This is a genomic window from Hydrogenophaga sp. (assembly GCF_051858985.1).
Taxonomy (GTDB): Bacteria; Pseudomonadota; Gammaproteobacteria; order Burkholderiales; family Burkholderiaceae_C; genus Hydrogenophaga.
In genome coordinates this window covers 276,279-298,872 of record NZ_JBHYGM010000002.1, presented here as the reverse complement: position 1 = coordinate 298,872, position 22,594 = coordinate 276,279, and the positions used below count along the sequence as shown (strand labels likewise).

Sequence of the window (22,594 nt, the reverse complement as noted above, 5' to 3'; positions counted from 1 at the left end):
GGGGCTCTCAGCGGCTGAAATGGGCTTTGGCATCGTAGAGCGTCTCCAGCGTGATCACGGGCAGGCCCTTGTCCCTGGCATAAAGTTCGGTGTTGCGGCGAGCCTTGCCGCGAACGAAGAATGGAATCTTGCGGAGTTCCTTTTCTGCTTCGATGCCCCAGGTGGCTTCTGCCGTGACGGCCATGACAGGCTGGGGCGTCGGCAGTGGCGCAGGCTTGTGCGAACCGCCCAGGTGCGAAGGCGCAGCGTCTTCATGGAACTCGGCGTCGCCCCTGAACATGCCGATCAGGTGTTCTTCCAGGCCCATCATGAGCGGGTGCACCCAGGTGTCGAACAGGACGTTGGCGCCTTCGAAGCCCATCTGGGGCGAGTAGCGCGCGGGGAAATCCTGCACATGCACGGGGGCCGAGATCACGGCGCAGGGGATGCCCAGCCGCTTGGCGATGTGGCGTTCCATCTGCGAGCCCAGCACCAGTTCGGGCTGCAACTCGGCGATGCGGGCTTCCACCTCGAGGTAGTCGTCGCTGATCAGCGCGTCCACGCCATGCAGCTTCGCGGCGTCGCGCACTTCACGGGCGAATTCGCGGCTGTAGGTGCCCAGGCCGACCACAGTGAAGCCCATCTCGGTGGCGGCGATGCGCGCGGCTGCCACCACATGGGTGGCATCGCCGAAGACGAACACGCGCTTGGACGTGAGGTAGGTGGAATCGACCGACTTCGCGTACCAGGGTGCGCGCGCGTTGGCATCGGCCAGCACCGCTGTGGGATCCACCCCGGCGAGCGCGGCCACTTCGGCGATGAAGTCGCGCGTGGCACCCGAGCCGATGGGCACGGTGCGAGTGGCCGGTTGGCCGAAAGTGCGCGTGAGCCAGCCCGCTGCGATGGAGGCGATCTCGGGATAGAGCACCACGTTGAAATCCGCGTCCCCCAGCCGCGCCATGTCGGCGGGCGATGCGCCCAGCGGCGCGGTGACGTTGATGTCGATGCCCATGTCGCGCAGGAGGCCGCTGATCTCGCGGAGGTCGTCGCGGTGGCGGAAGCCCAGCGCCGCCGGACCCAGGATGTTGCAGCGGGCGCGCTGGCCGGGCTCGCGCGGTGGGCGCCTGATCTGCGTGTCGGCGAGCTGGCGAACCATCTGGTAGAAGGTTTCGGCCGCGCCCCAGTTTTCCTTGCGCTGGTAGGAGGGCAGTTCCAGGGCCACCACGGGCACCGGCAGATCCAGCGCCTTGCACAGGCCACCCGGGTCGTCCTGGATGAGCTCGGCCGTGCACGAGGAGCCCACCATCATGGCCTTGGGGCTGAAGCGCTCGAAAGCTTCGCGTGCGGCATCCTTGAAGAGCTGTGCCGTGTCACCGCCGAGGTCGCGAGCCTGGAAGGTGGTGTAGGTCACCGGCGGCCTTTTCGCATCGCGCTCGATCATGGTGAACAGCAGGTCGGCGTAGGTGTCACCCTGCGGTGCGTGCAGCACGTAGTGCACATCCTTCATCGCGGTGGCAATCCGCATGGCCCCCACGTGGGGTGGGCCTTCGTAGGTCCAGAGCGTGAGTTGCATGGCGGTTGTTCCTGCGCTCAGGCGGCCAGGCGCATGCGGCGCACCAGCGGGCGGCTGAAGAGCTCGGCCAGATCGGCCGCCTGCTCGTAGCCCTGGATGGGTGTGAAGACCAGCTCGATCGCCCACTTGGTGGTCAGCCCTTCAGCTTCGAGCGGATTGGCCAGCCCCAGGCCGCACACCACGAGGTCCGGACGCTCGGCCCGGCAGCGGTCGAGCTGCCTGTCCACGTGCTGACCTTCGCTGAGGAACGTGCCCGCCGGCAGCAGCGCCAGTTCTTCGGCCATGTGAGTGCGGTGCAGGTAGGGCGTGCCCACCTCGGTGAGCTGCATGCCGAGTTCGCGCGAGAGAAAGCGCGCCAGCGGAATCTCCAGCTGCGAATCGGGGAAGAAGAAGATGCGCTTGCCCTCGAGTTGCACACGCTGGCGCGCCAGGGCGCTGGCCGCACGCTCGCGGGCCGGCCCGGTCACCGCGTCGAACTGAGCGGGGCTCACGCCAAAAGCGCGCGCGGCGGCCGACAGCCAGGCGGTCGTGCCCTCCACGCCCAGTGGAAACGGTGCCGGCAGGCGCTGCGCGCCACGGGCTTCGAGCGCCAACGCGGTGTCGGCGAGAAACGGTTGCGCCAGCAGGAAGCGCGTGTTCGGCCCCACCGCGGGCATCTGCGAGGCACGGCGCGGCGGAAAGAATCGCACCGGGCCGATGCCCAGCTGCTCGAACAACCGCGCGAACTGGTCTTCCACCACATCGGCCAGCGCACCCACCACCATCAACTCGGCCGGCGCGCCTTTGGTGCTGGCGGGCAGCACCGGCACCAGCGATGCGAGGCAGGCGTCTTCACCCTGCGTGAACGTGGTCTCGATGCCGCTGCCGGAATAGTTGAGCACGCGAACGTCGGGCGAGAAGCGGCCGGAGAGGCGCTGTGCGGCGCGCGAGAGGTCGAGCTTGATGACTTCGGACGGGCAAGAACCCACCAGGAACAACAGCTTGATCTCTGGCCGGCGCTCGATGAGGCGCGTGACCACGCGGTCGAGTTCCTCGTTGCAGTCGGCCAGGCCCGCCAGGTCGCGCTCGTCGATGATGGCCGTGGCGAAGCGGGGCTCGGCAAAGATCATCACGCCCGCCGCGCTCTGGATCAGGTGCGCGCAAGTGCGTGAACCGACCACGAGGAAGAAGGCGTCCTGGATCTTGCGGTGCAGCCAGATGATGCCGGTGAGACCGCAGAAGACCTCCCGCTGGCCCCGCTCGCGCAGCACGGGGGCGTCGGTGCAGCCGGGTGTGTCGGCCCGGATCGGAATCACCGGGCTCATTCGAACACCTCCCGCGGCACCAGCGTGCCCTGCAGGCGGGCCATCCGCAGCTTCCACAGGAACTGCCCGGCGTTCACCACGTAGGCCGCGTAGGCGGCCAGCGCCAGGAGCATCAGCGCGCGCGGCGGCAACCAACCGGCGAACAGCGCCACCAGGTAAGCCGTGTGAAGCGCCAGCACCAGCATGCTGAACACGTCTTCCCAGTAGAAAGCGGGGGCGAACAGGTAGCGACCGAAGACCACTTTCTCCCAGATGCAACCGGTGACCATGATGGTGTAGAGCGTGAGCGTCTTGACCACCACCGACACCGTGGCGGCCCACTCGCCCTCCCCGGTGGCCAGGAAACGCAGCACGAGCACCAGGCTGACAAGGAACACCAGGAACTGCACCGGGGCCAGCACCCCCTGCACCAGGGTCCACACCGTCGAGTCACGCCGCTGGCGCTCCTGCGGGGTGTAGAGGGAGCGACCGGTGGCCGGTCGCGGTGTCTCGGGATGCATCGGTTCTGTCTCCATGGAGCCTTGGGGACTCGCTGGAACCCAATTTAGATGGTCCCGGGAATTGTGTCAACTTAAATTGACGTATTGTTTGATTGACATTTGAATCCAACGTAGTAAAGTTTTCTGGACGGGTATCCGGAAATGTTTTGACGCCGCCGGTTGACGGTTGTACAAAGCATTCCAGCGATCCACACCGACGCATACCCGAAGGTGCAAAGAGCTCGGCGAAAGACCAGGCCCCTGCGATCCGCACAAGCGCAAGAGCGCAAGGAGACATGGAATGGGCTCGTATTCAAGGACATCCCCGCCGAAGGAAAGCGGGGAATTCGGTGCCGCCCCTCCAGGTCCCTGGCCGGACGGGCACGCCGCCGCGGGTTTTCCCCCGGCCATCGATGACCTGCTGCGCACCGAGCCCGGCGATCCACCCCCCGACGAGAGCCTCCGCTCCGTGCTGCTGGCCAAAGCGATCGAATACGAAATCATCCCCCGGCTCATGCTGGCGCACCGCGTGCCGCAGGAGTGCGATGCCTTCCCGATCTCCGGGAACCAGAAGGTCACCACCGAAGACGTCGCGGTGTTTGCCGAGCTGGTGCTGCACGAGGACGACGCCGCCATCCGCGCCTGCGTGGTCGCGCTGCGAGACCGGGGCGTGCCGGTCGAATCGATCTTCATGGACCTGCTGGCGCCGGTGGCCCGGCATCTGGGCGAGATGTGGGAACGCGATCTGTGCACCTTCACCGAAGTGACCGTCGGTCTGGGCCGCCTGCAGCAGGTGCTGCGGGAAAACAGTGCGGCCTTTGCGCAGTTCAATGGCTCCACCTCCACGCTGGAAGGCCGGCGCCTGCTGCTGATGCCCTGCCCCGGCGAACAGCACACGTTCGGGCTGTCGATGGTGGGCGAGATCTTTCACCGCGCAGGATGGGACGTGGTCACCAATTTCCTCTCCAGCCACGCCGCGCCGGCGATGGTGGAGAAAGACTGGTACGACGTGGTCGGCTTCTCGCTGGCCTGCGAGACCGGCATCGAGCGGCTGAGCGAGATGATGAAGCTGGTGCGCCGAAAGAGCCTCAACCCCCGCGTCTCTATAATCGCGGGCGGTGCGATTTTCGGGTTGCATCCAGAATACGGTCAGCGGATTCCCGCCGATGCCATCGTCACCGATGGTCCGCGGGCGCCCAGTCTGGCAGAGAAGCTGGTGAACGACAGCCACCAGCGGAGATGATTGACCGAACCTGAAGTCTGCTCAACCTTTCCGAAAGCTCAACATGCCCCAGGCGCCGCAAGCGTATGCCGAGAAGCCATTCGACATGGCCGGGCAGTTCCTTGCCAACCTCGATGCGCAGTCGGCCGCCGAGCTCATCACGGCTGCCTCCGATGTGGTGCTCATCCTGGACAAGGACGGCGTGATTCGCGACATGGCGCTCAGCAGCGCCGACATGCTCAGCGTGGGCTGCGAGGAATGGATCGGCAAGCCCTGGGTCGACACCGTCACGGTGGAAAGCAAGCCCAAGGTCGAAGCCCTGCTCAACAAGACCGACCCCACATCTGAAGGTGTGCGCTGGCGCCACGTGAACCACCCGGTCACCGACAAGCCCGACCTGGCGCTGTCCTACTCGGTGATCCAGCTCCATTCCGAACAAGGCGAGAGCGACACCGCTCACGCCGTCGCCTTCGGCCGCGACCTGCGCAGCCAGGCGGCACTGCAGCAGCGGCTGGTCACTGCACAACTCTCCATGGAGCGCGACTACTGGCGACTGCGCCAGGTGGAGACGCGTTACCGCCTGTTGTTCCAGATGGCCTCGGAGCCTGTGGTGATTCTTGAAGGCTCGATCGACAAGCTCGAAGAGGCCAACCCGGCGGCCTACGAACTGTTCGGCGAGAAGGCCCGTGCGCCTGGCTGGACGCTGGCCGCCAGCCTGGACACCGCCAGCCACAACGCCCTGCGCGACATGCTCGACCGGCTGCGCGCAAGCGGCAAGGCAGATCCCTGTGAAGTGCGGCTGATCGAAGGCGCCCAGGAACTCGTGGTGACGGCTTCGCAGTTCCGCCAGGAAAACACCCTGCATTTCCTGTTGCGCTTCACGCGAGCGCAAGACAGCGTGGCCCCGAGCCTGGCGCGCGGCAAGCAGCGGCTGCTGCAGGTGATGGAAGCCGCGCCCGACGCGCTGGTGGTCACCGACATGGAGGGCCGCGTGCTGAGCGCGAACCGCGCTTTCCTGGACATGGGGCAACTGGGCACTGAAGACCAGGCGCGCGGCGAGGTGCTCGACAAGTGGCTGGGGCGCACGGGCGTGGACTTCCGCGTCCTGCTGACCAACCTGCGCCAGCACGGTACCGTTCGCCTGTTTGCCACACAGATGCGAGGCGAATACGGTTCCGTCTCCGAGGTGGAGATCTCCGCCGTGGCGGTCAACAGCGGGCCGCAGCGTTGCCTGGGCTTCACCATCCGCGACATGGGCCGCCGCCTGACCAACGACAGCCGCACCAGCAAGGAACTGCCGCGTTCGGCCAGCCAGATGACCGAACTGGTGGGCCGCTTGCCGCTCAAGGACATCGTTCGCGAAACCACCGACCTCATCGAACAGCTCTGCATCGAAGCCGCGCTCGAACTCACCGGCGACAACCGCGCATCGGCCGCCGAAATGCTCGGCCTTTCGCGTCAGAGCCTCTACATCAAGCTGCGGCGCTTCGGCATTCTGGAAGGCGTGGGCGAAGACACGCACTGAGCGCCGCTGCGGCCCCCTGAAAAACCAGCTCCGAAAAGAGCTGGTTTTTTTGTGCCCGACGGATGCCGCCAGGCGACAGCGGCCTGAATCAGTGTTTACGATATAAAGTGTCATTTTTAATTGACACTAACAGGGGCGAGGAGTACAAGCTTCACCATGAAGCTCCCTGCCCTTTCCGCTGTCACCGAGCTGTTCAAACCCATCACCTGGTTTCCGCCCATGTGGGCCTTTGCGTGTGGGGTGGTGGCCTCGGGTGTCTCGATGGATGGACGCTGGGTGCTGGCCATCGTGGGCATCGCGCTGGCGGGACCGCTGGTGTGCGCCACCAGCCAGGCCGTCAACGACTGGTACGACCGCCACGTGGACGCGATCAACGAGCCGCAACGCCCCATTCCCTCAGGCCGCATGCCGGGCGCATGGGGCTTGTACCTCGCCATCGCCTGGACCATCGTCTCCCTCCTGGTGGCGACCGTGCTGGGCCCATGGGGGTTCGGTGCCGCGGCCCTCGGCTTGCTTCTGGCCTGGGCCTACAGCGCGCCGCCCGTGCGCCTGAAGGAAAACGGCTGGTGGGGCAATGCGGCCTGCGGCATCAGCTACGAAGGCATCGCCTGGATCACGGGTGCGGCGGTCATGGCCGGTGGCGCCATGCCCGGCGGTGAGTCGCTGGTGCTGGCCGCGCTCTACAGCGCCGCCACGCACGGGATCATGACGCTCAACGATTTCAAGGCCGTCACTGGCGACCGGCAGATGGGCGTGCGATCGCTGCCGGTGCAACTGGGCGTGGACCGCGCCGCCCGCGTGGCCTGCTGGTTCATGGCGGTGCCGCAGATGGTGGTGATCGTGCTGCTGCTGAGCTGGAACCAGCCCCTGCACGCTGCCGCGCTCGTGGGGCTGCTCGCAGTGCAGTTCGTGATGATGCGCCGCTTCATGGCCGCACCCGTCGAACGCGCGCTCTGGTACAGCGGCTTTGGCGTGCCCCTTTTCGTGGCCGGCATGATGGTCAGCGCCTTCGCCCTCCGCGGTCTCACGGGAGCCGCCACATGAGCGCTTTCGGCTGGGCCAGCATCGCCCGGCTCGGCCTGGTGCAGATGGCACTGGGTGCCATCGTCGTGCTGACCACCTCCACGCTGAACCGTGTCATGGTGGTCGAGCTCGCCCTGCCGGCGCTCTTGCCCGGCGTGCTGGTGGCCCTGCACTACGCGGTGCAGGTGGCGCGGCCCCGCATGGGTTTCGGATCGGACGTCGGCGGACGGCGCACGCCCTGGATCGTGGGTGGCATGGTCGTGCTCGCCTGCGGCGGTGTGCTGGCCGCACTGGCCACGGTGTGGATGGGCACGCACCCGGTGGCCGGCATGGCGCTGGCGCTGCTCGCCTTTGCCATGGTGGGCCTGGGCGTGAGCGCCGCGGGCACCTCGTTGCTGGTGCTCCTGGCCAAGCGCGTGCCGGAAGGCCGCCGCGCCGGTGCAGCCACGCTGGTGTGGATGATGATGATCGCCGGCTTCGCCCTGACGGCCGGCCTGGCCGGACACTGGCTGGACCCGTACACACCGACCCGCTTGCTGATGGTGAGCACAGGCGTGTCCCTGCTGGCGTTGCTGCTCGCAGCTGTCGCGCTGCGCGGACTCGAAGGCCCGGTGTCCGGCGCTGCAACGGTCGATCGGGACAGCCCCCGCAAGCCGCAGTTCCGCGAGGCCCTCGCCCAGGTGTGGAACGAACCTGTGGCGCGCCGCTTCACCATCTTCGTGTTCGTCTCCATGCTGGCTTACAGCGCCCAGGACCTCATCCTGGAGCCTTTCGCGGGCACGGTGTTCGGCTACACGCCGGGCGAGTCCACCCAGCTCTCTGGCGTGCAGCACGGTGGCGTGCTGGGCGGCATGCTGCTGGTGGCACTGGCCGGTGCCATCGGCGCGCGCTTCAAGCACCACGCGGTGCTGCGGCATATCGGCTCCTTGCGAGGATGGACCATCGGCGGCTGCCTGGCGTCTGCGCTGGCGCTGCTCGCGCTCACGTTCGCCGGGCTGCAAGGCGAGGGCTGGCACCTGAAGACCACCGTGTTCGCGCTCGGCGTGGCCAACGGCGCGTTCTCCATCGGCGCCATCGGCTCCATGATGCGGCTGGCTGCCGAGGGCCGGCAGGCGCGCGAAGGTGTGCGCATGGGGCTCTGGGGGGCTGCCCAGGCGGTCGCCTTCGGCCTGGGGGGCCTGGTGGGCACCGGGGCCAGCGATCTCGCGCGCTGGCTGATTGCCTCGCCCGGGGTGGCCTACGCCATGGTGTTTGCCCTTCAGGCGCTCGCTTTTGTGCTGTCGGCCTGGCTGGCCTGGCGCCTGGCCGCGCCTGCGCCCCGTGCCCCATCCGTCACCGGTTTCCACCACGCGGGCGAATCGTTTGCCCCGGGCTCCTCACCGAGGCCACAGTCATGAACTCCAGCGAAGAAATTTTCGATGTTGTCGTCATCGGCGGCGGCCCCTCCGGCGCCACCGCGGCGCATGAACTCGCGCGCCAGGGCCGCTCGGTGCTGCTGCTCGACCGTGCGGGTCGCATTAAGCCTTGCGGCGGCGCGATCCCGCCGCGCCTCATCAAGGATTTCGCGATCCCCGACGAACTGTTGGTGGCCCGCGCGCAGTGCGCGCGCATGATCGCGCCGTCGAACAAGCACGTCGACATTCCCATCGACAACGGCTTTGTCGGCATGGTCAACCGCGAGGCCTTCGACGAGTGGCTGCGCGAGCGCGCACGCTCCGCAGGTGCCGTGCGGCGCACTGGCCAGTTCGAGAAACTCGAGCGCGACGCCGACGGCGTGAGCGTGGTGCACTACCTCGTTCGCGAGCGCCACCAGCGGGGCGAAGGCACCCCCGCCTGCGTGCGGGCGAGGGCCATCGTGGGCGCAGACGGCGCGCGCTCCGAGGTGGCACGCCAGGGCGGCGTGCCAGGCGCCGAACGCACGAAGTACGTCTTCGCGTACCACGAGATCGTGAGGGCACCCGCGCCACAGGACCGCACGGCCGACTACGACGGCGCGCGTTGCGACGTGTATTACCAAGGCCGCTTCTCACCCGATTTCTACGGCTGGGTGTTCCCGCACGGCGACACGCTGAGCGTGGGCACTGGCAGCGCCGACAAGGGCTTCTCGCTGCGCGGTTCGGTGCAGCGCATGCGCGAGGCCAGCGGACTGGCGGGCGCACAGACCCTGCGGCGCGAAGGCGCGCCCATTCCCATGAAGCCGCTGCCGCGCTGGGACAACGGACGCGACGTGGTGCTGGCCGGCGACGCGGCCGGTGTGGTGGCTCCCGCCTCGGGCGAGGGCATCTACTACGCCATGGTGGGCGGCCAGCTGGCCGCGCAGGCCGTGCATGAGATGCTGGCCACCGGCAATGTGCAGGCCCTCAAGCTGGCCAGGCAACGGTTCATGAAGCTGCACGGCACGGTGTTCTGGGTGCTGGGCATCATGCAGTCGTTCTGGTACGGCAGCGAGAAGCGGCGCGAGCGCTTCGTCAAGATCTGCGAGGACCGGGATGTCCAGCAGCTCACCTTCGAGTCGTACATGAACAAGCAGCTCACGCGCCGCAAGCCCATGGCGCATGTGCGCATCTTCTTCAAGGACGTGGGCCACCTGCTGGGCCTGGCGCGGGTGTGAACCTGGGCGACCCTGGCGCGCTGCGCCTGCTGCTGGATGCGGTGATCGTCTTCACCCTGCTCGAAGGGCTGGGGTTGTGGGTGTTCCACGCCAGAACCGGCAGAGGCCTGGCGCCACGCGATTACGCGCTCAACATGGCATCCGGCCTGTGCCTCATGCTGGCCTTGCGTGCCGCGCTGGGAGCGACCGCTTGGCCCTGGGTTGCCGTGTGCGTGGCCGCCGCTGGCGTGGCACACGGGCTGGATCTCTGGCGCCGCTGGCAGCGCCAGGACCCCGTGGTCAGGCCTTCTTGACGTAAGCGCTGCACCAGGCGTTGGCCGAGACCAGCTTGCCGGGGAAGATGCCGCAACCGCCCGCCGGATCGCCGGCCTTGCCGGTGTAGAGCTGGCAATTGCCGCACTTCTGCCCCGCGGCGTATTTGGGGTACTTCTTGGTGTCGACCTTGGTGGCATCGGCCGTGTAGCCCAGCGCCACTGCGGTCGGATCTTTCTCATTGACCAGGGCTGGCGCCTGGGCCTGGGCCGTGGCGGCCAGCAGTGCGGAGCCACCCGCTGCCACCTGGAGCATGAAGACGCGACGATTGGAACCGTTCATTTGTTGACCTCGTGGGGAAATGCAGGATTGCCAGCCCATGCTACTGCCGCCCTGTTAACGCCGTCTTAACGAATGCAACGCTTGACTGGCGCGCTCGCCCATTGGCCTTCGGCGCCCTGGAGGGCCTGCCCGGCGCGGTGCTTACACTTGGGCGTCGACCCACACCACGATGAGCCCACAAGACTACGTCCAGCAAAAAGCCGCGGCCTCGGGCAGCAGCTTCTACTACGCTTTCCTGTTCCTGCCGCCCGAGCGCCGTGCCGCCATCACCGCCTTCTACGCGTTCTGCCGGGAGGTGGACGACGTGGTGGACGAGGTGAGCGACCCCGCCGTGGCGCAGACCAAGCTGGCCTGGTGGCGGCGTGAAGTGGCGCAGTCCTTCGCGGGCTCCCCCACCCACCCGGTCATGAAGGCGCTCATGCCGATGTGCAAACCGTACGACATCGAATCGCGCCACCTCACGGCCGTGATCGATGGCTGCCAGATGGACCTGGAGCAGAACCGCTACCTGGACTTCGCCAACCTGCAGCGCTACTGCCACCTGGTGGCCGGCGTGGTGGGCGAGGTCGCCGCGCACATCTTTGGGCAGACGCAGGTGCGCACCACCGAATACGCGCACCGGCTGGGCTTGGCCTTCCAGCTCACCAACATCATTCGCGACGTGGGCGAGGACGCCGTTCGCGGCCGCATCTACCTGCCCGTCAACGAACTGCAGAGCTTCAACGTGAAGGCACACGAACTCCTGCAGCGCGGCAAGTCCGCAGGCGAAGACCGCGCCGACTTCAATCGCCGATTCACCGCGCTCATGCAGTTCCAGTGCGCCCGCGCCTTGCAACTCTATGGAGACGCCCTGGCCCTGCTGCCCGAGGCCGACCGCCGTGCGCAGAAGCCTGGCCTGATGATGGCCAGCATCTACCGCACGCTGCTGCAGGAGATCGCGGCAGATCCCCTGCCGGTGTTGACGCAGCGCGTGAGCCTGACACCCTTGCGGAAATTCTGGCTGGCCTGGAAGGTTCAAGCCCTGGGCAGGCTATGAGCCCCGAGGGGGCTGGCCGGCGGCCGCCTGTGAAGCTCGCCATCGTCGGGGCAGGCTGGGGCGGCATGGCGGCAGCCGTGGAAGCCGCCTCGCGCGGCGCCGACGTGACCGTGATGGAAGCGACGCGTGCCCTGGGTGGGCGAGCGCGCGCGCTGCCCACGCATCGGCCCGATGGGACCCCCATCACGCTGGACAACGGTCAGCACATCCTGATCGGCGCGTACAGCGCGACGCTGGCGCAGATGCGGCGCGTGGGGCTGGACACACGCGAACATCTTCTGGCCTTGCCGCTGGCGCTGCCGTACCCCGATGGCGCTGGCCTGCGCACGCCAGGCTGGGCTGCGAAATGGCCCGCCCCATTCGACGCGCTGGCGGCGATCGCCACCGCGCGCGGCTGGCTCTGGCGTGAACGCCTGGCCCTCGTGCGCACTTCACTGCACTGGCAGCGCTCCGGCTTCCAGTGCCCGCCCGAGCACACCGTGGCCGATGTCTGCGGGGGCCTGCCCCCTCGCGTCATGGATGAGCTGATCGAGCCGCTGTGCGTGTCTGCGCTGAACGTTCCCGCACAAGTGGCCAGCGGCACGGTCTTTCTGCGCGTGATGCGCGACGCCCTCTTCGGCCCGGGGAGCGCGGGCTTCAAGGCCTCCAGCCTGCTGCTGCCGCGCCGCGACCTGTCCGCGCTGTTTCCACAGGCCGCCGCCGGGTGGCTGGCGAAACACCATGGGGCGCACACGCGCCTTCGCCTGGGGCAACGCGTCACGCAACTGCGGTGGCATGCGGGCCAGTGGATGCTGCAGACCGATGGCCAGGAGGAAGCCTTCGACCGCGTGATCTGGGCCACTGCGGCGAGTCCGGCTGCGCAGGCCATGACGGAAGCCGTGGATGCACCCGAGGCGCTGCGCCACTGGGCATCGACCACCCAGGCTCTGTCGTTCACCGCCATCACCACGGTCTACACCTGGGGTGCCGACGTTCGCCTGGCCGCGCCCATGCTCGCATTGCGTATGGGACCCGCGCAGTTCGTGTTCGACCGTGGGCAGCTGGAACCGGACAACGCCGCGGCACAAGGCGTGCTGGCTTTCGTGGTGAGCGCGAGTCAGGGCGAGCGCGACGCGCTGCAGGCGAACGTGCTCGCGCAGGCCGCGCGCGAGCTGGACCTGCCCGCCCTGCAGGCGGTGCAAACCGTGGTAGAAAAGCGAGCCACGTTCGCCTGCGTGCCTGGCACGCAACGTCCCGCCGCACGCATCGCGCCGGGACTGTGGGCGGCCGGCGACTACGTGCAAGGGCCCTACCCCGCCACGCTCGAAGGCGCCGTGCGCAGCGGCCTGCAAGCCGCTGCGGGAACCTCTGCAGAGGCAGACGTTCCCACTTGAGCCATCCCGTCAACCCACTCCAGGAAAGGAATCTCCCAGGATGATCGGCACCATCTCCACCCGCCCCCTTCTCGCCGCCCTCGGTATCGGTCTGCTCGCGCTGGCCAGCGGCACGGCCACCGCGCAGAACATGGTCAGTGTCAAGGGCACCACCCTGAACATGCGCGAAGGCCCAGGCACCCACACGCCCGTGTTGTGGGAACTGAAGAGGGGTTACCCGCTGCAGGTCACTCAACGCAAGGGCAGCTGGGTGAAGGTGCGCGACTTCGAAGGCGACAGCGGCTGGGTGGCGCGCTCGCTCACCGGCAAGACGCCGCACCACATCGTCAAATCGAAAGTGGCAAACATCCGCAGCGGGCCCGGCACACAGCACCGCATCGTCGGCAAGGCCAGCTACGGCGACCTCGTGCGCACGCGCGAGAAACGAGCCGACTGGGTGCGCGTGGAACGCGAAGGCGGCGTGGGGGGATGGATCGCGAAACGTCTGCTGTGGGGCTGGTGACATGATTCATTGCTATTTCACTTTCGCACCCAACCCGATGAAGGTGCTGCTCATGCTCGAGGAAACCGAGCTGGACTACACCCCGGTGCCGATCGATACCCGCAAGGGCGAGCAGTTCGCACCGGAATTCCTGGCCATCAACCCGAACGCCAAGGTGCCCGCCATCGTCGACGACGGCAAGGCGGTGTTCGACAGCAATGCCATCCTGCTCTACCTGGCCGAGAAGACCGGCCAGTTCCTGCCCGGCGACGCACACCGGCACGAGATGTTGTCGTGGCTGATGTTCATTGCGTCGGGCATCGGGCCGTTCTCCGGGCAGGCGGTGCACTTCCGGCACCACATGAAGGAAGAGAACGTCTACGCCCTCAATCGATACGACTTCGAGGCCAACCGGCACTGGACGCTGATCGAGGAGCGGCTGTCGCGGCAGGCCTGGATGGTGGGCGACCAGTACTCGATCGTCGACATGGCCTGCTGGGGCTGGGCGCGGCTCATCCCTCACGCGCTGGGCGGCGACGAAAAGGCGCTGTGGGAGCGATTCCCCCACATCCAGCGCTTCATCTCCGCCATCAACAGCCGGCCCGCGGTCGCGCGCATCGACGCCTTGAAACGTCAGCACAGCTTCAAGGCCGAAAACGACGCCGAGGCGCGCAAGCACATGTTTCCCCAGCTCGCCCGCCTGCAGATGACCTGAGGCGAAGGCGGCGTGCCGGCTCAGCCGTTCTCGCGCACCTTCAGGTACGCCGGCCGCGCCATGCAGCGCACCAGCCAGGCCAGTGTGAGCGGATGAGCCTGCAGGAGCGCGGTGGCCGGGCGCGCCCAGTTCAGCACGCTGGCCACGCACAGGTCGGCCACCGTGAAGCGCTCGCCTGCCAGGTGCGCCTGACCAGCGGCCTGCTGGCGCGCCAGGTGCTCCTCGATCACGCGAAAAGGCACGGCCAGTCGGCGCTCGGCCGCGTCGGCCAGCTCGGGCTTGCGGCGCTCCTCGGGCATGGCCTGGCGGTGCATGAGCACGGTGAGCGCATCGGCCTCGGCCTCCGTCATGGCCCAGAAGCTCCAGCGCAACGCCTCCGCGTCTTCCCGTGGGCTGGACGGTGTGATGCCCATGCCATCGGCCCGGCCGTGGTGGCGTGCGATGTACAGCGCGCAAGCCATGCTTTCCCACACCACCACGTCACCATCCGGTCGCGCATCCACCACCGCCAGCACATGGCCATTCGGATTGATCGCGAGGAACTCGGGCTTGCGCGTGCCGCCGCCCTGGTAAGGCAAAGGCACGTGGGTGAAGGCCATGCCGATTTCGGTGGCGGCCCAGAGCGGGCGCACGGCGCGTGAAGCGGGAATGCCGTAGATGGTGAGTGTCATGGAGGCGCGGCGTTTCAGCCCAGCTGGCGGCACAGCGCCATCAGGTCGGGCACGGTGGTGTGCGGCTGCAGCGGCGCATGGTCCCAGGGATGACCCCCGCGGTTGAGCCAGGCCACCTGCATGCCTGCACCCAGGGCGCCCACGGCGTCCAGGTGGGCGTCGTCACCCACGTGGAGCACCGCCTCTGAAGGCACGCCCGCGGCCTCGGCAGCGGCATGGAAGATTCGCACGTCGGGCTTGCCGACACCAAAGACGTGCGCGCTCAGCGATGCGTGGAAATGCTGGCCCAGGCCGATGCGGTGCACGTCCGCGTTGCCGTTGGACAAGGCCACCACCGGGTAGCGACTGGCCAGCCATTCGAGCGCGGGCAAGGCGTCCTCGAACAACTCCACGCGCTGGCGCTCGGCAAAGAAGACCTCGAACGCCGCCTCGGCGAGCGATGGATCATCTCCCTCGCGCTGGAGCACCAGCCGGATCGACTCCCTGCGCAGCGCGCTCATGTCGTTGGCCAGTTCGGGGCGCAAGGTGTGCATCTGGTTGCGCACTTCGCGCAGCGCCACCGGATCGCCCCACTTCGCGGCGGTGGCCGGTGCCCTCTCCAGCAGCCATGCCGCCAGTGCGGCCTCGGCCCGCTCGATGGTGGGCCAGATGGGCCAGAGCGTGTCGTCCAGATCGAGGGTGATGGCGCGAACCCGGGACGGATCCAGCGTGGCGGCGGTGGGGGCCGCTGGGGTACTCGGGGGCGTGTTCATGCTTGCGAGAGAATAGCGCATGCCCTTCAAGCCCGAACCGCCCTATTCCCACGGCCAGGCCGCCCGCACCGCGGTGCTCCTGTGCAACCTGGGCACCCCGGACGAACCCACCCCCTCCGCCCTGCGGCGCTACCTCGCCGAGTTCCTCGGCGATCCCCGCGTGGTGGAGATTCCCAGACCGGTCTGGCTGCTGATCCTGCACGGGATCATCCTGCGCGTGCGTCCGAAGAAGTCGGCCGCGAAGTACGCCGGCATCTGGCTGCCCGAAGGCTCGCCGCTGAAGGTCTGGACCGAGAAACAGGCCACGCTGCTGCGCGGCTACCTGGGCGAACGCGGCCACCAGGTCACGGTGCGCTACGCCATGCGCTACGGCAACCCGTCGCTGGCCTCGGTGATGGACGAACTGCAGGCCGAAGGCGTCACGCGCGTGCTGGTGCTGCCCGCCTATCCGCAATACAGCGGCACCACCACCGCCAGCGTGGTCGACGGCGTCATGAACTGGGCCCGCAACGTGCGCCACCTGCCCGAACTGCGCTTCGTCAACCGCTACCACGACGACGCCGGCTACATCCACGCCCTGGCTCGCACCATCCGTGCGCACTGGGCGGCGCATGGCCAGAGCGATCAACTGGTGATGAGCTTCCACGGGGTGCCCGAGCGCACGCTGCAACTGGGCGACCCCTACCACTGCGAGTGCCACAAGACCGCGCGCCTGCTGGCCGAGCAGCTCGGCCTGGCAAAGGACCGCTACAAGGTCACCTTCCAGTCGCGATTCGGCAAGGCCAAATGGCTGGAGCCCTACACCGAACCCACGCTGATCGAACTGGCGCAGAAAGGCCTGAAGAGCGTGGACGTGGTCTGCCCGGGCTTCACAAGCGACTGCCTGGAGACACTCGAAGAGATCAACATGGAAGCGCGCGAGGCCTTCCTGCACGCGGGCGGCGAAAGCTTCGCCTACATCCCCTGCCTCAACGACCACCCCGAATGGATCCGGGCGCTGGCCGATGTGGCAGAACGGCACCTGCAGGGCTGGACCACGAAGGTGGCCGAGAACCCGATGGAGCAAAAGGCCAGCCGCGAGCGCGCGCTGGCCATGGGCGCGAAGGACTGAGCCTCAGAACTTCAACCGCGCGCCCACGTACAGCGAACGCGGTTCGCCCGGCGAGAGGATGGCGGCATTGGCACTCGCCACATCGCGCACACTGAACTGCGACACGTGGTTCTTGTTCGCCAGGTTGCGGGCTTCGGCAAACACGTCCCAGTCCTTGCCGGTCCAGCCCGCCCGCAGACCCCACAACGCGTACGAGTCCACCCGGTAGGTGTTGCTGAAGTCCGCATATCGGCTGCTCACGAGATCGAACGTGGGACCGAAAAAGAAGCCCGTGTCCGCATGCCGGTACAGCACCTCGCCCTTGACGGCCACCTTGGGCGCGGCCGGCAGCACGTTGTTGCCGTAGGTCGAGTCGCCCCGGAAGCGGAAGTGGTTGAGCGTCAGGTTGACCATGGGCTCGATGCGGTGCGCGCTGCTCCCGCCCAGGGCAAAGCTCGCGCCCACCAGGGCTTCGATGCCGGCGTGCACCGTGCGGTCGGCGTTGATGGACAGGCTGGTGCCGGGTGCTGTCGGGTTGTCGCGCGAGAGGATCTCGTCACGCAGCCGGGTGTGGTACACGGCCACGTCCCAGTTCCAGCGGTTTCTTGAACCGAGTTCCTGTTTGCCGCGCGTGCCCACCTCGAACACGGTGCCGCGCATGGCCTCCAGCAGCGTGTTGGGCGGGGCGCCCGGCGTCTGGTCCTGCAGTTCGTAGAAGGTGGGTGCCTCATACACGCGGCTGACGTTGGCGAACAGCTGGTTCGATGGCGAGAGCTGGTGGATCAGGCCGGCGCGCGGGTTGATGCTGTTGAAGTCGCCCTTGAGGTTGGAGTCTCGCACCTCGCGGCGGGTGGACACGCCTTGCGCGCCGTACACCGCCGTCCAGTTGGGCGCGAACTGCCAGCGGTCCATCACGAAAAGCTCCAGGCTGCTGGCGCGGTTGGCCACGGAGGTCGACAGGGTCTGGGCGCCCCCGGGCACGTAGCTGAAATTGCCACCATCGACCGTGGTGCGTGCCAGGTTCATCCCCACCAGCAGGTCGTGCGAACCCATGCGCCGCTGATAGCGCACCGTGCTGCCCAGTGTGCGCTGCTCGGTGTCGATCAACAACGAGAAGAACGGCGGTGCGTAGACGATGGGGTGGTAGAACTGCTGGTTCTCGTACGACAGGCCGAACGTGAGCTTGCTGTCGGCGTCGATGTCCCAGACCGTCTTGTTGGCCAGGCGCCAGGTGTCCACGTTGTAGCGGTAGTTGCCCGCCACCGCAGCGGCCTCGGCCTGACGCGGATCGTCCAGCCACTGCTGGCGCGTGAGGGGACCGGGGAGCTGTTGCTGGTTGTCGATGGTGGTGGCAAAGAAGCGCGTGTGCACCGCATCCCCGAGTTGCCAGCCGCCGTTGGCGTACAGGCTGCTGCGCTCTTGCTTCTGGTGAAGGCGGTAGCCCTCAAAGCGCCGTGTCTCGGCAGACACCAGGCCGTCGAAGCTGCCAACCACTTTGCCCAGCGTCACGCTGCCCTGGCGCTGGCCATGGCTGCCGAGCTGGAGCAGAAGTTCGTTGGGCGCGCCATCGCGGGCAGTGGGGGTGGTGAAGTCGATGGCGCCACCCAGCGTGCTCGCGCCGTAGGTGAGCGCGTTGGCGCCGCGGGCCACCACGGCGTGGCTGGCCGCGAGCGGATTGGGCTGGCGGTTGTGGTTGTTGCCGTCGGCCGCGGACACCGGCAGGCCATCCTGCAGGTACTTGATGCCGTTGCCGTCGTAGTTGGTGGCATCGAGGTTGGAGCCTCGGCTGGAAATGAAGGACGAGTCGCCGGTGGAACCGCTGGCGGTCCACAAGCCGGGCACATAGCGCAGCATGTCGCCCACGGTGACCACGCTGCGCTGGCGCAGGCTCTCGCCATCGACCAGCGAAACGCCGCCAGGCGTGAGGGCCTGTTCGGCCTCCAGATCAGCCCGGGCTTCGTCCTGGTTGGCGCGAATCTCGATGGTGGGCAACTGGCCCGCCACCTGGGCAGGCACCGATGGGGAAGATGAGGTCTGGGCGATCGCGCACGGCGACAAGACCGCCGCGCAAAGCACGGCGCAGGAAGAAGGGCTCATGGTGTTCGGATCCGGAAGAAAAGGGGCACTCGCGACGGCCGCAGCACCAAGGCCGGGCCGCCGAGACGAGAACAAGCGCGAATCAGGCGCGCTCGGGGGGCCCGTGCGAAGGCGGCGGCAGCGCGTGCCGACGGATCGCGATCGTCTGCGTCCGGGGAAAGTCCAGCGCAGCGGGGGCGGCCTGTTGCAGGGCCGCCGGGGTGGCCGTGGGCAGCGGCGCTGGGGTGCTGCCCACCGCGCACAACTTGGCGCAGTCGGCCAGGTGATCGAAGCCGATCCCGTCCTTCTCCATCGCGGCGCGGAGCTCCGCTGGCAGGAGCGCGGCGGCTTCCCGAGCCGATGCTGGATCACCGCACCAGTCGGCCATGGCGCCGGCCGGCGCTGCCTGCATGGCCGCGTGCGCCACGGGCAGGCCCAACTGCGCAAACCAGGCCAGGAAGGCCAGGGTCCAGGTCAGGCGAAAGCGCAACAGGCGGGCATGCATGGCGGGAATTGTAGAGAGCGAACCCGGCCCGTTGCCGCAGTCACAACCAGCGGTTGTCGAAGATCACCCGACCAGGCACGTGGTCGGCCTGGTCGAAGTAGTTGATGGGCGCGTTCACCAGTTCTTCTGGATCGACATCGTCGAGCGTGGGCACATGGATGGCGTGGAAGCGGCCGCCGAGTTCCGCCAGTTCACCCGAGGCGAAAACCCGGATGCCGCACCGCGAGCAGAAGCGGTAGCTCAGCCCCACCGCCTCCTGGCCCGGTGGAATCCATTCGTAGGTGCTGAGCGCCTCCTCACCGGACAGCAATTGGAAGTCCGTGTCTTTCACGAACAGGAACCAGGCACGCGCCTTGGTGCAGATGGAGCAGTTGCAGCGGTTCGAGCCGGCGGACACATCGAAGGCGGCCTCGTAGCGCACGGACTGGCAGTGGCAGCTGCCCTGGTAGCGACGGTAGGTCATGGAAACACCTGACTGGTTGCATTTGAAGATCGGTATTCTGCCCCAGACTGATCTTTAAATGCAACCGGTATAAAATCCGCACCATGCGCACCGACCAGCGATCCACCTGCCCCATCAGCACCGCACTCGAGCTCATTGGAGACCGGTGGACGCTGCTGGTGGTGCGCGACCTGATGTTCGCGGGCAAGCGCCACTTCCGCGAATTCCTCCAGTCCGAGGAAGCCATCGCCAGCAACGTGCTGTCCAGCCGCCTTGCCACGCTGGTGGAGAACGGGATCGTCACGCGACAGGACGATCCCTCACACGCGCAGAAGGCCATCTACAGCCTGACCGAGAAAGGCCTGGAACTGCTGCCGGTGCTGGTGGCGATGAGCGGCTGGACGCAGAAGCACCACCCCGACACGCGCCGGACCGAGGCAGCGGAACTGGTCGCAATGCCGCCGCGATCGCTGGCAAGACTGCAGGCGCAGCTGCGACGCGAACACGGCGTCGAGTGAGGCGAGTCTCCTGATGCAGCAGGCGCTTTCCGTGGCCTGGCCCGTCTACATCCAGGCCATGTTCCTGAGTCTGGGTCTCATCGTGGCCATTGGTGCGCAGAATGCCTTCGTGCTGCGCCAGGGCCTGCGCCGCGAACACGTGGGCAGCGTGGTGCTGTTCTGTGCGCTGGCCGATGCGCTGCTCATTGCGGCGGGCGTGCTGGGCATGGCCCGGGCGCTGGGCAACAGTCCGGGTGTGGCGCGCGCGCTGGCCCTGGCGGGTGCCTGCTTTCTGGTGGTCTATGGATGGCGCGCTCTCCAGCGTGCCCGCCGGCCGCAGGTCTTGAAGGCGGGGGATGGGGGTTCGGCTTTGAGCCAGGGCGCGGCGCTGGCGCAGGCCGCTGCCTTCACCCTGCTGAATCCGCATGTCTATCTGGACACCGTGTTGCTCGTGGGCAGCATCGGCGCGCAACAGCCCGCCGCGCTGCGCGGCTGGTTCATCGCCGGTGCCAGCACGGCCAGTGCGCTGTGGTTCGGCTTGCTGGGATTCGGCGCGCGCTGGCTGGCGCCATGGTTCGCGCGGCCCCGCGCCTGGCAGGTGCTCGACGGCCTGATCGGTGCGACCATGTGGGTGCTGGCTGCGCTCCTGGTTCGACATGCCCTGGCAGGGGCCTGAACCTACAAGGCTTCTTCTCGTGCGAAGCGCACCACCGTCACCCCCGCGCGGGCCTGACGGACGGATGGCATCACCAGCACGCATTGGTCGTAAGGCGTGGTGACCAGCTCGCCGTCGTTGTCACCAATGGCCGTGCCGACCTTGTCGATCACCTGCAGTCCTTCATAGGGAACAAGAAAGCGAAATCCACTGCTGCGCGCAACCACGCCGCCGGTCACGTTCAGCACCCATTGACGGTCCGGGTCGGGCAGCCGCCATCCCGGCAATGCATGGGCGACGCTCGACGCATCGATGACATCCGAGGCCAGCAGAAATCGCACCGACACGTCTTGCGCCACGGCGCGGCTCGCGGGATCGCCGTGGAAACCGCATTCCACCAGCAGCGAGCGCGCGTCACCCGCCTGGGCATCGGGCAGGCCGAAACGCCCAAAATCGCGCAGGCGCGTGCCGTCCTGGTGGCCTTCATCCACCACCACATGCTCGGGGGCGCGAAGTTGCTTCGCCAGACCGACGTTGCGCGAGTGCGGCCCGGTCAACAGCAAGGCGTCCCCGGGCTCGTGCATGGAATGCAGGTCCAGCAGCCAGTCCGCGCGTTGCACGAACGGCAGCAGCGCCAGTGCGCGTTGCCGTTCCAGCGTGCACGCATCGGCGAGGCGATCAGCGCTCCACTGCCGGTTCAGGTCTTCGTCGACGAAGCGCGACGCATCGAACGCGGCGGGGTCGAAGCGGTCGAACGCCGCCAGGTTGCAAAACGCCAGCGTCAGGCTGCCACGCGCGGGACGCACGCCCGCTTCGAGCAAACCCCTCAAAGCCCAGGCCCCACAGAGCTCGTTGCCATGCACGAGCGCCGTGACCATCGCATGGCGGCCCGGCACGCCCGAATCGAAATGCCAGACGCCTACGGTGCCCGTGTTGCCGGCGCGCCAGGCGCCCAGGTCCGGCTGCGTCAGTTCGAACTGCAAATCCGTCATTCCTTGATCTTGGCGAAGTCCACCACCTTCTGGTACTTGGCCGTTTCCTCGGCCAGAAATCGCGGCATGTCCACGTTCGGCGGTGCGATGGTCGAGCCCGCATCTTCGAGCGTCTTGCGGAACTCGGGCGTCTGCAGGATCTCGTTGAGCGCGGTGCGCAGCCGGGTCAGCACGGGTGCTGGCAGCCGGGGAGGCGCCATCAGCGCGAACCACACGCCAATGTCCATGTTCTTGAGCTTCGGGTTTTCTGCCAGCGCGGGAATGTCGGGCGCGGCGGGCGAGCGAGCCTTTTCCGTTACGCCCAGCGCCACCACCTTGCCGCTGCGGATGAGCGGCAGGCCGCTGGAGAGCACGAACACGCCGTATTCGAGCGTGCCACCCAGCAGATCGGTGGTGAGCGGGCCGACGCCGCGGTAGGGGATGTGCGTCATGAAGAGTCCGCCCTGCTCCTTCACCATCTCGCCCGCCAGGTGCAGCGCCGTGCCGATGCCGCTGCTGCCGTAGCTGAACCCGCCCGGTCTGGCCTTGACCGCGTTGAGGAACTGCCCGGCGTCCTTGATCCCCGTGGAAGGGGATGCCACCAGCACCATGGGCTGTGAGGCCACGAGCCCGATGGGCGTGAAGTCCTGGTAGCTGTATTTCACCGTGGCCGGCGTGATCAGCCGGTTGATGGCGATCTCGTTGTTGGCTCCAACGAACAGCGTGTAACCGTCGGCCGGTGCGCGGGTGGCGCGCATGGCGGCGATCGCACCACCCGCACCGCCGGCGTTCTCCACCACCACCGGCACGCCCAGTTTCTTGGCGAGCTGGTCGGCCACGGCGCGGCCCGTCAGATCGGTGCTGCCACCGGGGGGGTAGCCGATGAGCACGGTGATGGGCTTGTTCGGGTAGGCCGCTTCCTGAGCCCACACCGTGCTGGCAAAGAAAGTGGCCAGGATCGGCGCGAGGGCAATGGCGAGAGGGTGCTTCATGGTGTTTCTCCTTCAGATGACCGGATTC

Annotated in this window: 24 protein-coding genes; 13 read left to right on the top strand and 11 right to left on the bottom strand. The window is 67.5% G+C overall.

Features of this window, described 5'->3' with window-relative positions:
• Positions 1-7: 7 nt before the first annotated feature.
• The 3 genes from bchB to bchF are packed head-to-tail and all read right to left on the bottom strand — an operon-like array spanning position 8 to position 3,356.
• Entirely contained in the window at positions 8-1,552 is a 1,545-nt protein-coding gene (gene bchB / locus ACTIEY_RS07840) for a ferredoxin:protochlorophyllide reductase (ATP-dependent) subunit B (protein WP_439518559.1), read from the bottom strand.
• 17 nt (positions 1,553-1,569) lie between these two features.
• Entirely contained in the window at positions 1,570-2,856 is a 1,287-nt protein-coding gene (locus tag ACTIEY_RS07835; protein WP_439518558.1) for a ferredoxin:protochlorophyllide reductase (ATP-dependent) subunit N, read from the bottom strand.
• A complete protein-coding gene (gene bchF / locus ACTIEY_RS07830) occupies positions 2,853-3,356 on the bottom strand; it encodes a 2-vinyl bacteriochlorophyllide hydratase (RefSeq protein ID WP_439518557.1) in 504 nt (167 codons plus the stop codon). Before bchF ends, ACTIEY_RS07835 begins: the two co-directional genes overlap by 4 nt.
• A gap of 280 nt (positions 3,357-3,636) precedes the next feature.
• Between bchF and ACTIEY_RS07825 the strand changes: the two genes are divergently transcribed.
• The 6 genes from ACTIEY_RS07825 (at position 3,637) to ACTIEY_RS07800 (ending at position 10,009) form a co-directional block, all read left to right on the top strand.
• Positions 3,637-4,578 (top strand): cobalamin B12-binding domain-containing protein, encoded by a 942-nt coding sequence (locus ACTIEY_RS07825; protein WP_439518556.1) that lies wholly within the window; start codon positions 3,637-3,639, stop codon positions 4,576-4,578.
• A gap of 43 nt (positions 4,579-4,621) precedes the next feature.
• Positions 4,622-6,082: a transcriptional regulator PpsR gene (gene ppsR / locus ACTIEY_RS07820; protein ID WP_439518555.1), complete on the top strand. Its 1,461-nt coding sequence runs from the start codon at positions 4,622-4,624 to the stop codon at positions 6,080-6,082.
• 156 nt (positions 6,083-6,238) lie between these two features.
• Positions 6,239-7,126, top strand: coding sequence for a chlorophyll synthase ChlG (chlG, locus tag ACTIEY_RS07815; protein ID WP_439518554.1), 888 nt, complete (start codon positions 6,239-6,241; stop codon positions 7,124-7,126).
• Complete coding sequence (locus ACTIEY_RS07810) at positions 7,123-8,502, top strand: BCD family MFS transporter (RefSeq protein WP_439518553.1); 1,380 nt, start codon at positions 7,123-7,125, stop codon at positions 8,500-8,502. Before chlG ends, ACTIEY_RS07810 begins: the two co-directional genes overlap by 4 nt.
• The gene (locus ACTIEY_RS07805) at positions 8,499-9,716 is read left to right on the top strand and encodes a geranylgeranyl diphosphate reductase (RefSeq protein ID WP_439518552.1); all 1,218 of its coding nucleotides are present in this window, start codon (positions 8,499-8,501) and stop codon (positions 9,714-9,716) included. Before ACTIEY_RS07810 ends, ACTIEY_RS07805 begins: the two co-directional genes overlap by 4 nt.
• The gene (locus tag ACTIEY_RS07800) at positions 9,713-10,009 is read left to right on the top strand and encodes a hypothetical protein (protein ID WP_439518551.1); all 297 of its coding nucleotides are present in this window, start codon (positions 9,713-9,715) and stop codon (positions 10,007-10,009) included. The genes ACTIEY_RS07805 and ACTIEY_RS07800 overlap by 4 nt, the downstream gene beginning before the upstream one ends.
• Here the strand turns inward: ACTIEY_RS07800 and ACTIEY_RS07795 are convergent.
• Positions 9,996-10,310, bottom strand: coding sequence for a high-potential iron-sulfur protein (locus ACTIEY_RS07795; RefSeq protein ID WP_439518550.1), 315 nt, complete (start codon positions 10,308-10,310; stop codon positions 9,996-9,998). The genes ACTIEY_RS07800 and ACTIEY_RS07795 overlap by 14 nt on opposite strands.
• 169 nt (positions 10,311-10,479) lie before the next feature.
• Here ACTIEY_RS07795 and hpnD point away from each other — a divergent pair, with 169 nt between their 5' ends.
• From hpnD to ACTIEY_RS07775, 4 genes are read left to right on the top strand one after another with little or no spacing between them, the layout of a single operon-like run.
• Entirely contained in the window at positions 10,480-11,346 is an 867-nt protein-coding gene (gene hpnD, locus ACTIEY_RS07790; RefSeq protein ID WP_439518549.1) for a presqualene diphosphate synthase HpnD, read from the top strand.
• Positions 11,347-11,375: 29 nt separating this feature from the next.
• Positions 11,376-12,719 (top strand): hydroxysqualene dehydroxylase HpnE, encoded by a 1,344-nt coding sequence (hpnE, locus tag ACTIEY_RS07785; RefSeq protein WP_439518548.1) that lies wholly within the window; start codon positions 11,376-11,378, stop codon positions 12,717-12,719.
• Positions 12,720-12,759: 40 nt separating this feature from the next.
• The gene (locus tag ACTIEY_RS07780) at positions 12,760-13,221 is read left to right on the top strand and encodes an SH3 domain-containing protein (RefSeq protein ID WP_439518547.1); all 462 of its coding nucleotides are present in this window, start codon (positions 12,760-12,762) and stop codon (positions 13,219-13,221) included.
• A 1-nt stretch (position 13,222) separates the two neighbouring features.
• Positions 13,223-13,915, top strand: a complete 693-nt coding sequence (locus ACTIEY_RS07775) for a glutathione S-transferase family protein (RefSeq protein WP_439518546.1) — start codon at positions 13,223-13,225, stop codon at positions 13,913-13,915.
• A gap of 20 nt (positions 13,916-13,935) precedes the next feature.
• Here ACTIEY_RS07775 and ACTIEY_RS07770 read toward each other — a convergent pair whose 3' ends face one another.
• Together ACTIEY_RS07770 and ACTIEY_RS07765 are read right to left on the bottom strand one after the other, a co-directional pair.
• Positions 13,936-14,586 (bottom strand): glutathione S-transferase family protein, encoded by a 651-nt coding sequence (locus tag ACTIEY_RS07770; RefSeq protein WP_439518545.1) that lies wholly within the window; start codon positions 14,584-14,586, stop codon positions 13,936-13,938.
• A gap of 14 nt (positions 14,587-14,600) precedes the next feature.
• Positions 14,601-15,338, bottom strand: coding sequence for an HAD family hydrolase (locus ACTIEY_RS07765; protein WP_439518544.1), 738 nt, complete (start codon positions 15,336-15,338; stop codon positions 14,601-14,603).
• A gap of 19 nt (positions 15,339-15,357) precedes the next feature.
• On the opposite strand from ACTIEY_RS07765, the gene hemH reads away from it, so the two are divergent.
• The gene (gene hemH, locus ACTIEY_RS07760; RefSeq protein ID WP_439518543.1) at positions 15,358-16,449 is read left to right on the top strand and encodes a ferrochelatase; all 1,092 of its coding nucleotides are present in this window, start codon (positions 15,358-15,360) and stop codon (positions 16,447-16,449) included.
• Between the two features lie 3 nt (positions 16,450-16,452).
• On the opposite strand, the gene ACTIEY_RS07755 is transcribed toward hemH, so the two are convergent.
• The 3 genes from ACTIEY_RS07755 to ACTIEY_RS07745 form a co-directional block, all read right to left on the bottom strand.
• Positions 16,453-18,525, bottom strand: coding sequence for a TonB-dependent receptor family protein (locus ACTIEY_RS07755; RefSeq protein ID WP_439518542.1), 2,073 nt, complete (start codon positions 18,523-18,525; stop codon positions 16,453-16,455).
• 82 nt (positions 18,526-18,607) lie between these two features.
• Positions 18,608-19,009, bottom strand: a complete 402-nt coding sequence (locus ACTIEY_RS07750; RefSeq protein ID WP_439518541.1) for a hypothetical protein — start codon at positions 19,007-19,009, stop codon at positions 18,608-18,610.
• A gap of 40 nt (positions 19,010-19,049) precedes the next feature.
• Entirely contained in the window at positions 19,050-19,472 is a 423-nt protein-coding gene (locus tag ACTIEY_RS07745) for a GFA family protein (RefSeq protein ID WP_439518540.1), read from the bottom strand.
• An 83-nt stretch (positions 19,473-19,555) separates the two neighbouring features.
• On the opposite strand from ACTIEY_RS07745, the gene ACTIEY_RS07740 reads away from it, so the two are divergent.
• Complete coding sequence (locus tag ACTIEY_RS07740) at positions 19,556-19,969, top strand: winged helix-turn-helix transcriptional regulator (RefSeq protein WP_439518539.1); 414 nt, start codon at positions 19,556-19,558, stop codon at positions 19,967-19,969.
• Between the two features lie 13 nt (positions 19,970-19,982).
• Positions 19,983-20,624, top strand: coding sequence for a LysE/ArgO family amino acid transporter (locus ACTIEY_RS07735; protein ID WP_439518538.1), 642 nt, complete (start codon positions 19,983-19,985; stop codon positions 20,622-20,624).
• Positions 20,625-20,626: 2 nt separating this feature from the next.
• Here ACTIEY_RS07735 and ACTIEY_RS07730 read toward each other — a convergent pair whose 3' ends face one another.
• Together ACTIEY_RS07730 and ACTIEY_RS07725 are read right to left on the bottom strand one after the other, a co-directional pair.
• Positions 20,627-21,595, bottom strand: coding sequence for a succinylglutamate desuccinylase (locus tag ACTIEY_RS07730; protein ID WP_439518537.1), 969 nt, complete (start codon positions 21,593-21,595; stop codon positions 20,627-20,629).
• Complete coding sequence (locus ACTIEY_RS07725) at positions 21,592-22,566, bottom strand: Bug family tripartite tricarboxylate transporter substrate binding protein (protein ID WP_439518536.1); 975 nt, start codon at positions 22,564-22,566, stop codon at positions 21,592-21,594. The genes ACTIEY_RS07730 and ACTIEY_RS07725 overlap by 4 nt, the downstream gene beginning before the upstream one ends.
• Positions 22,567-22,594: the final 28 nt, after the last annotated feature.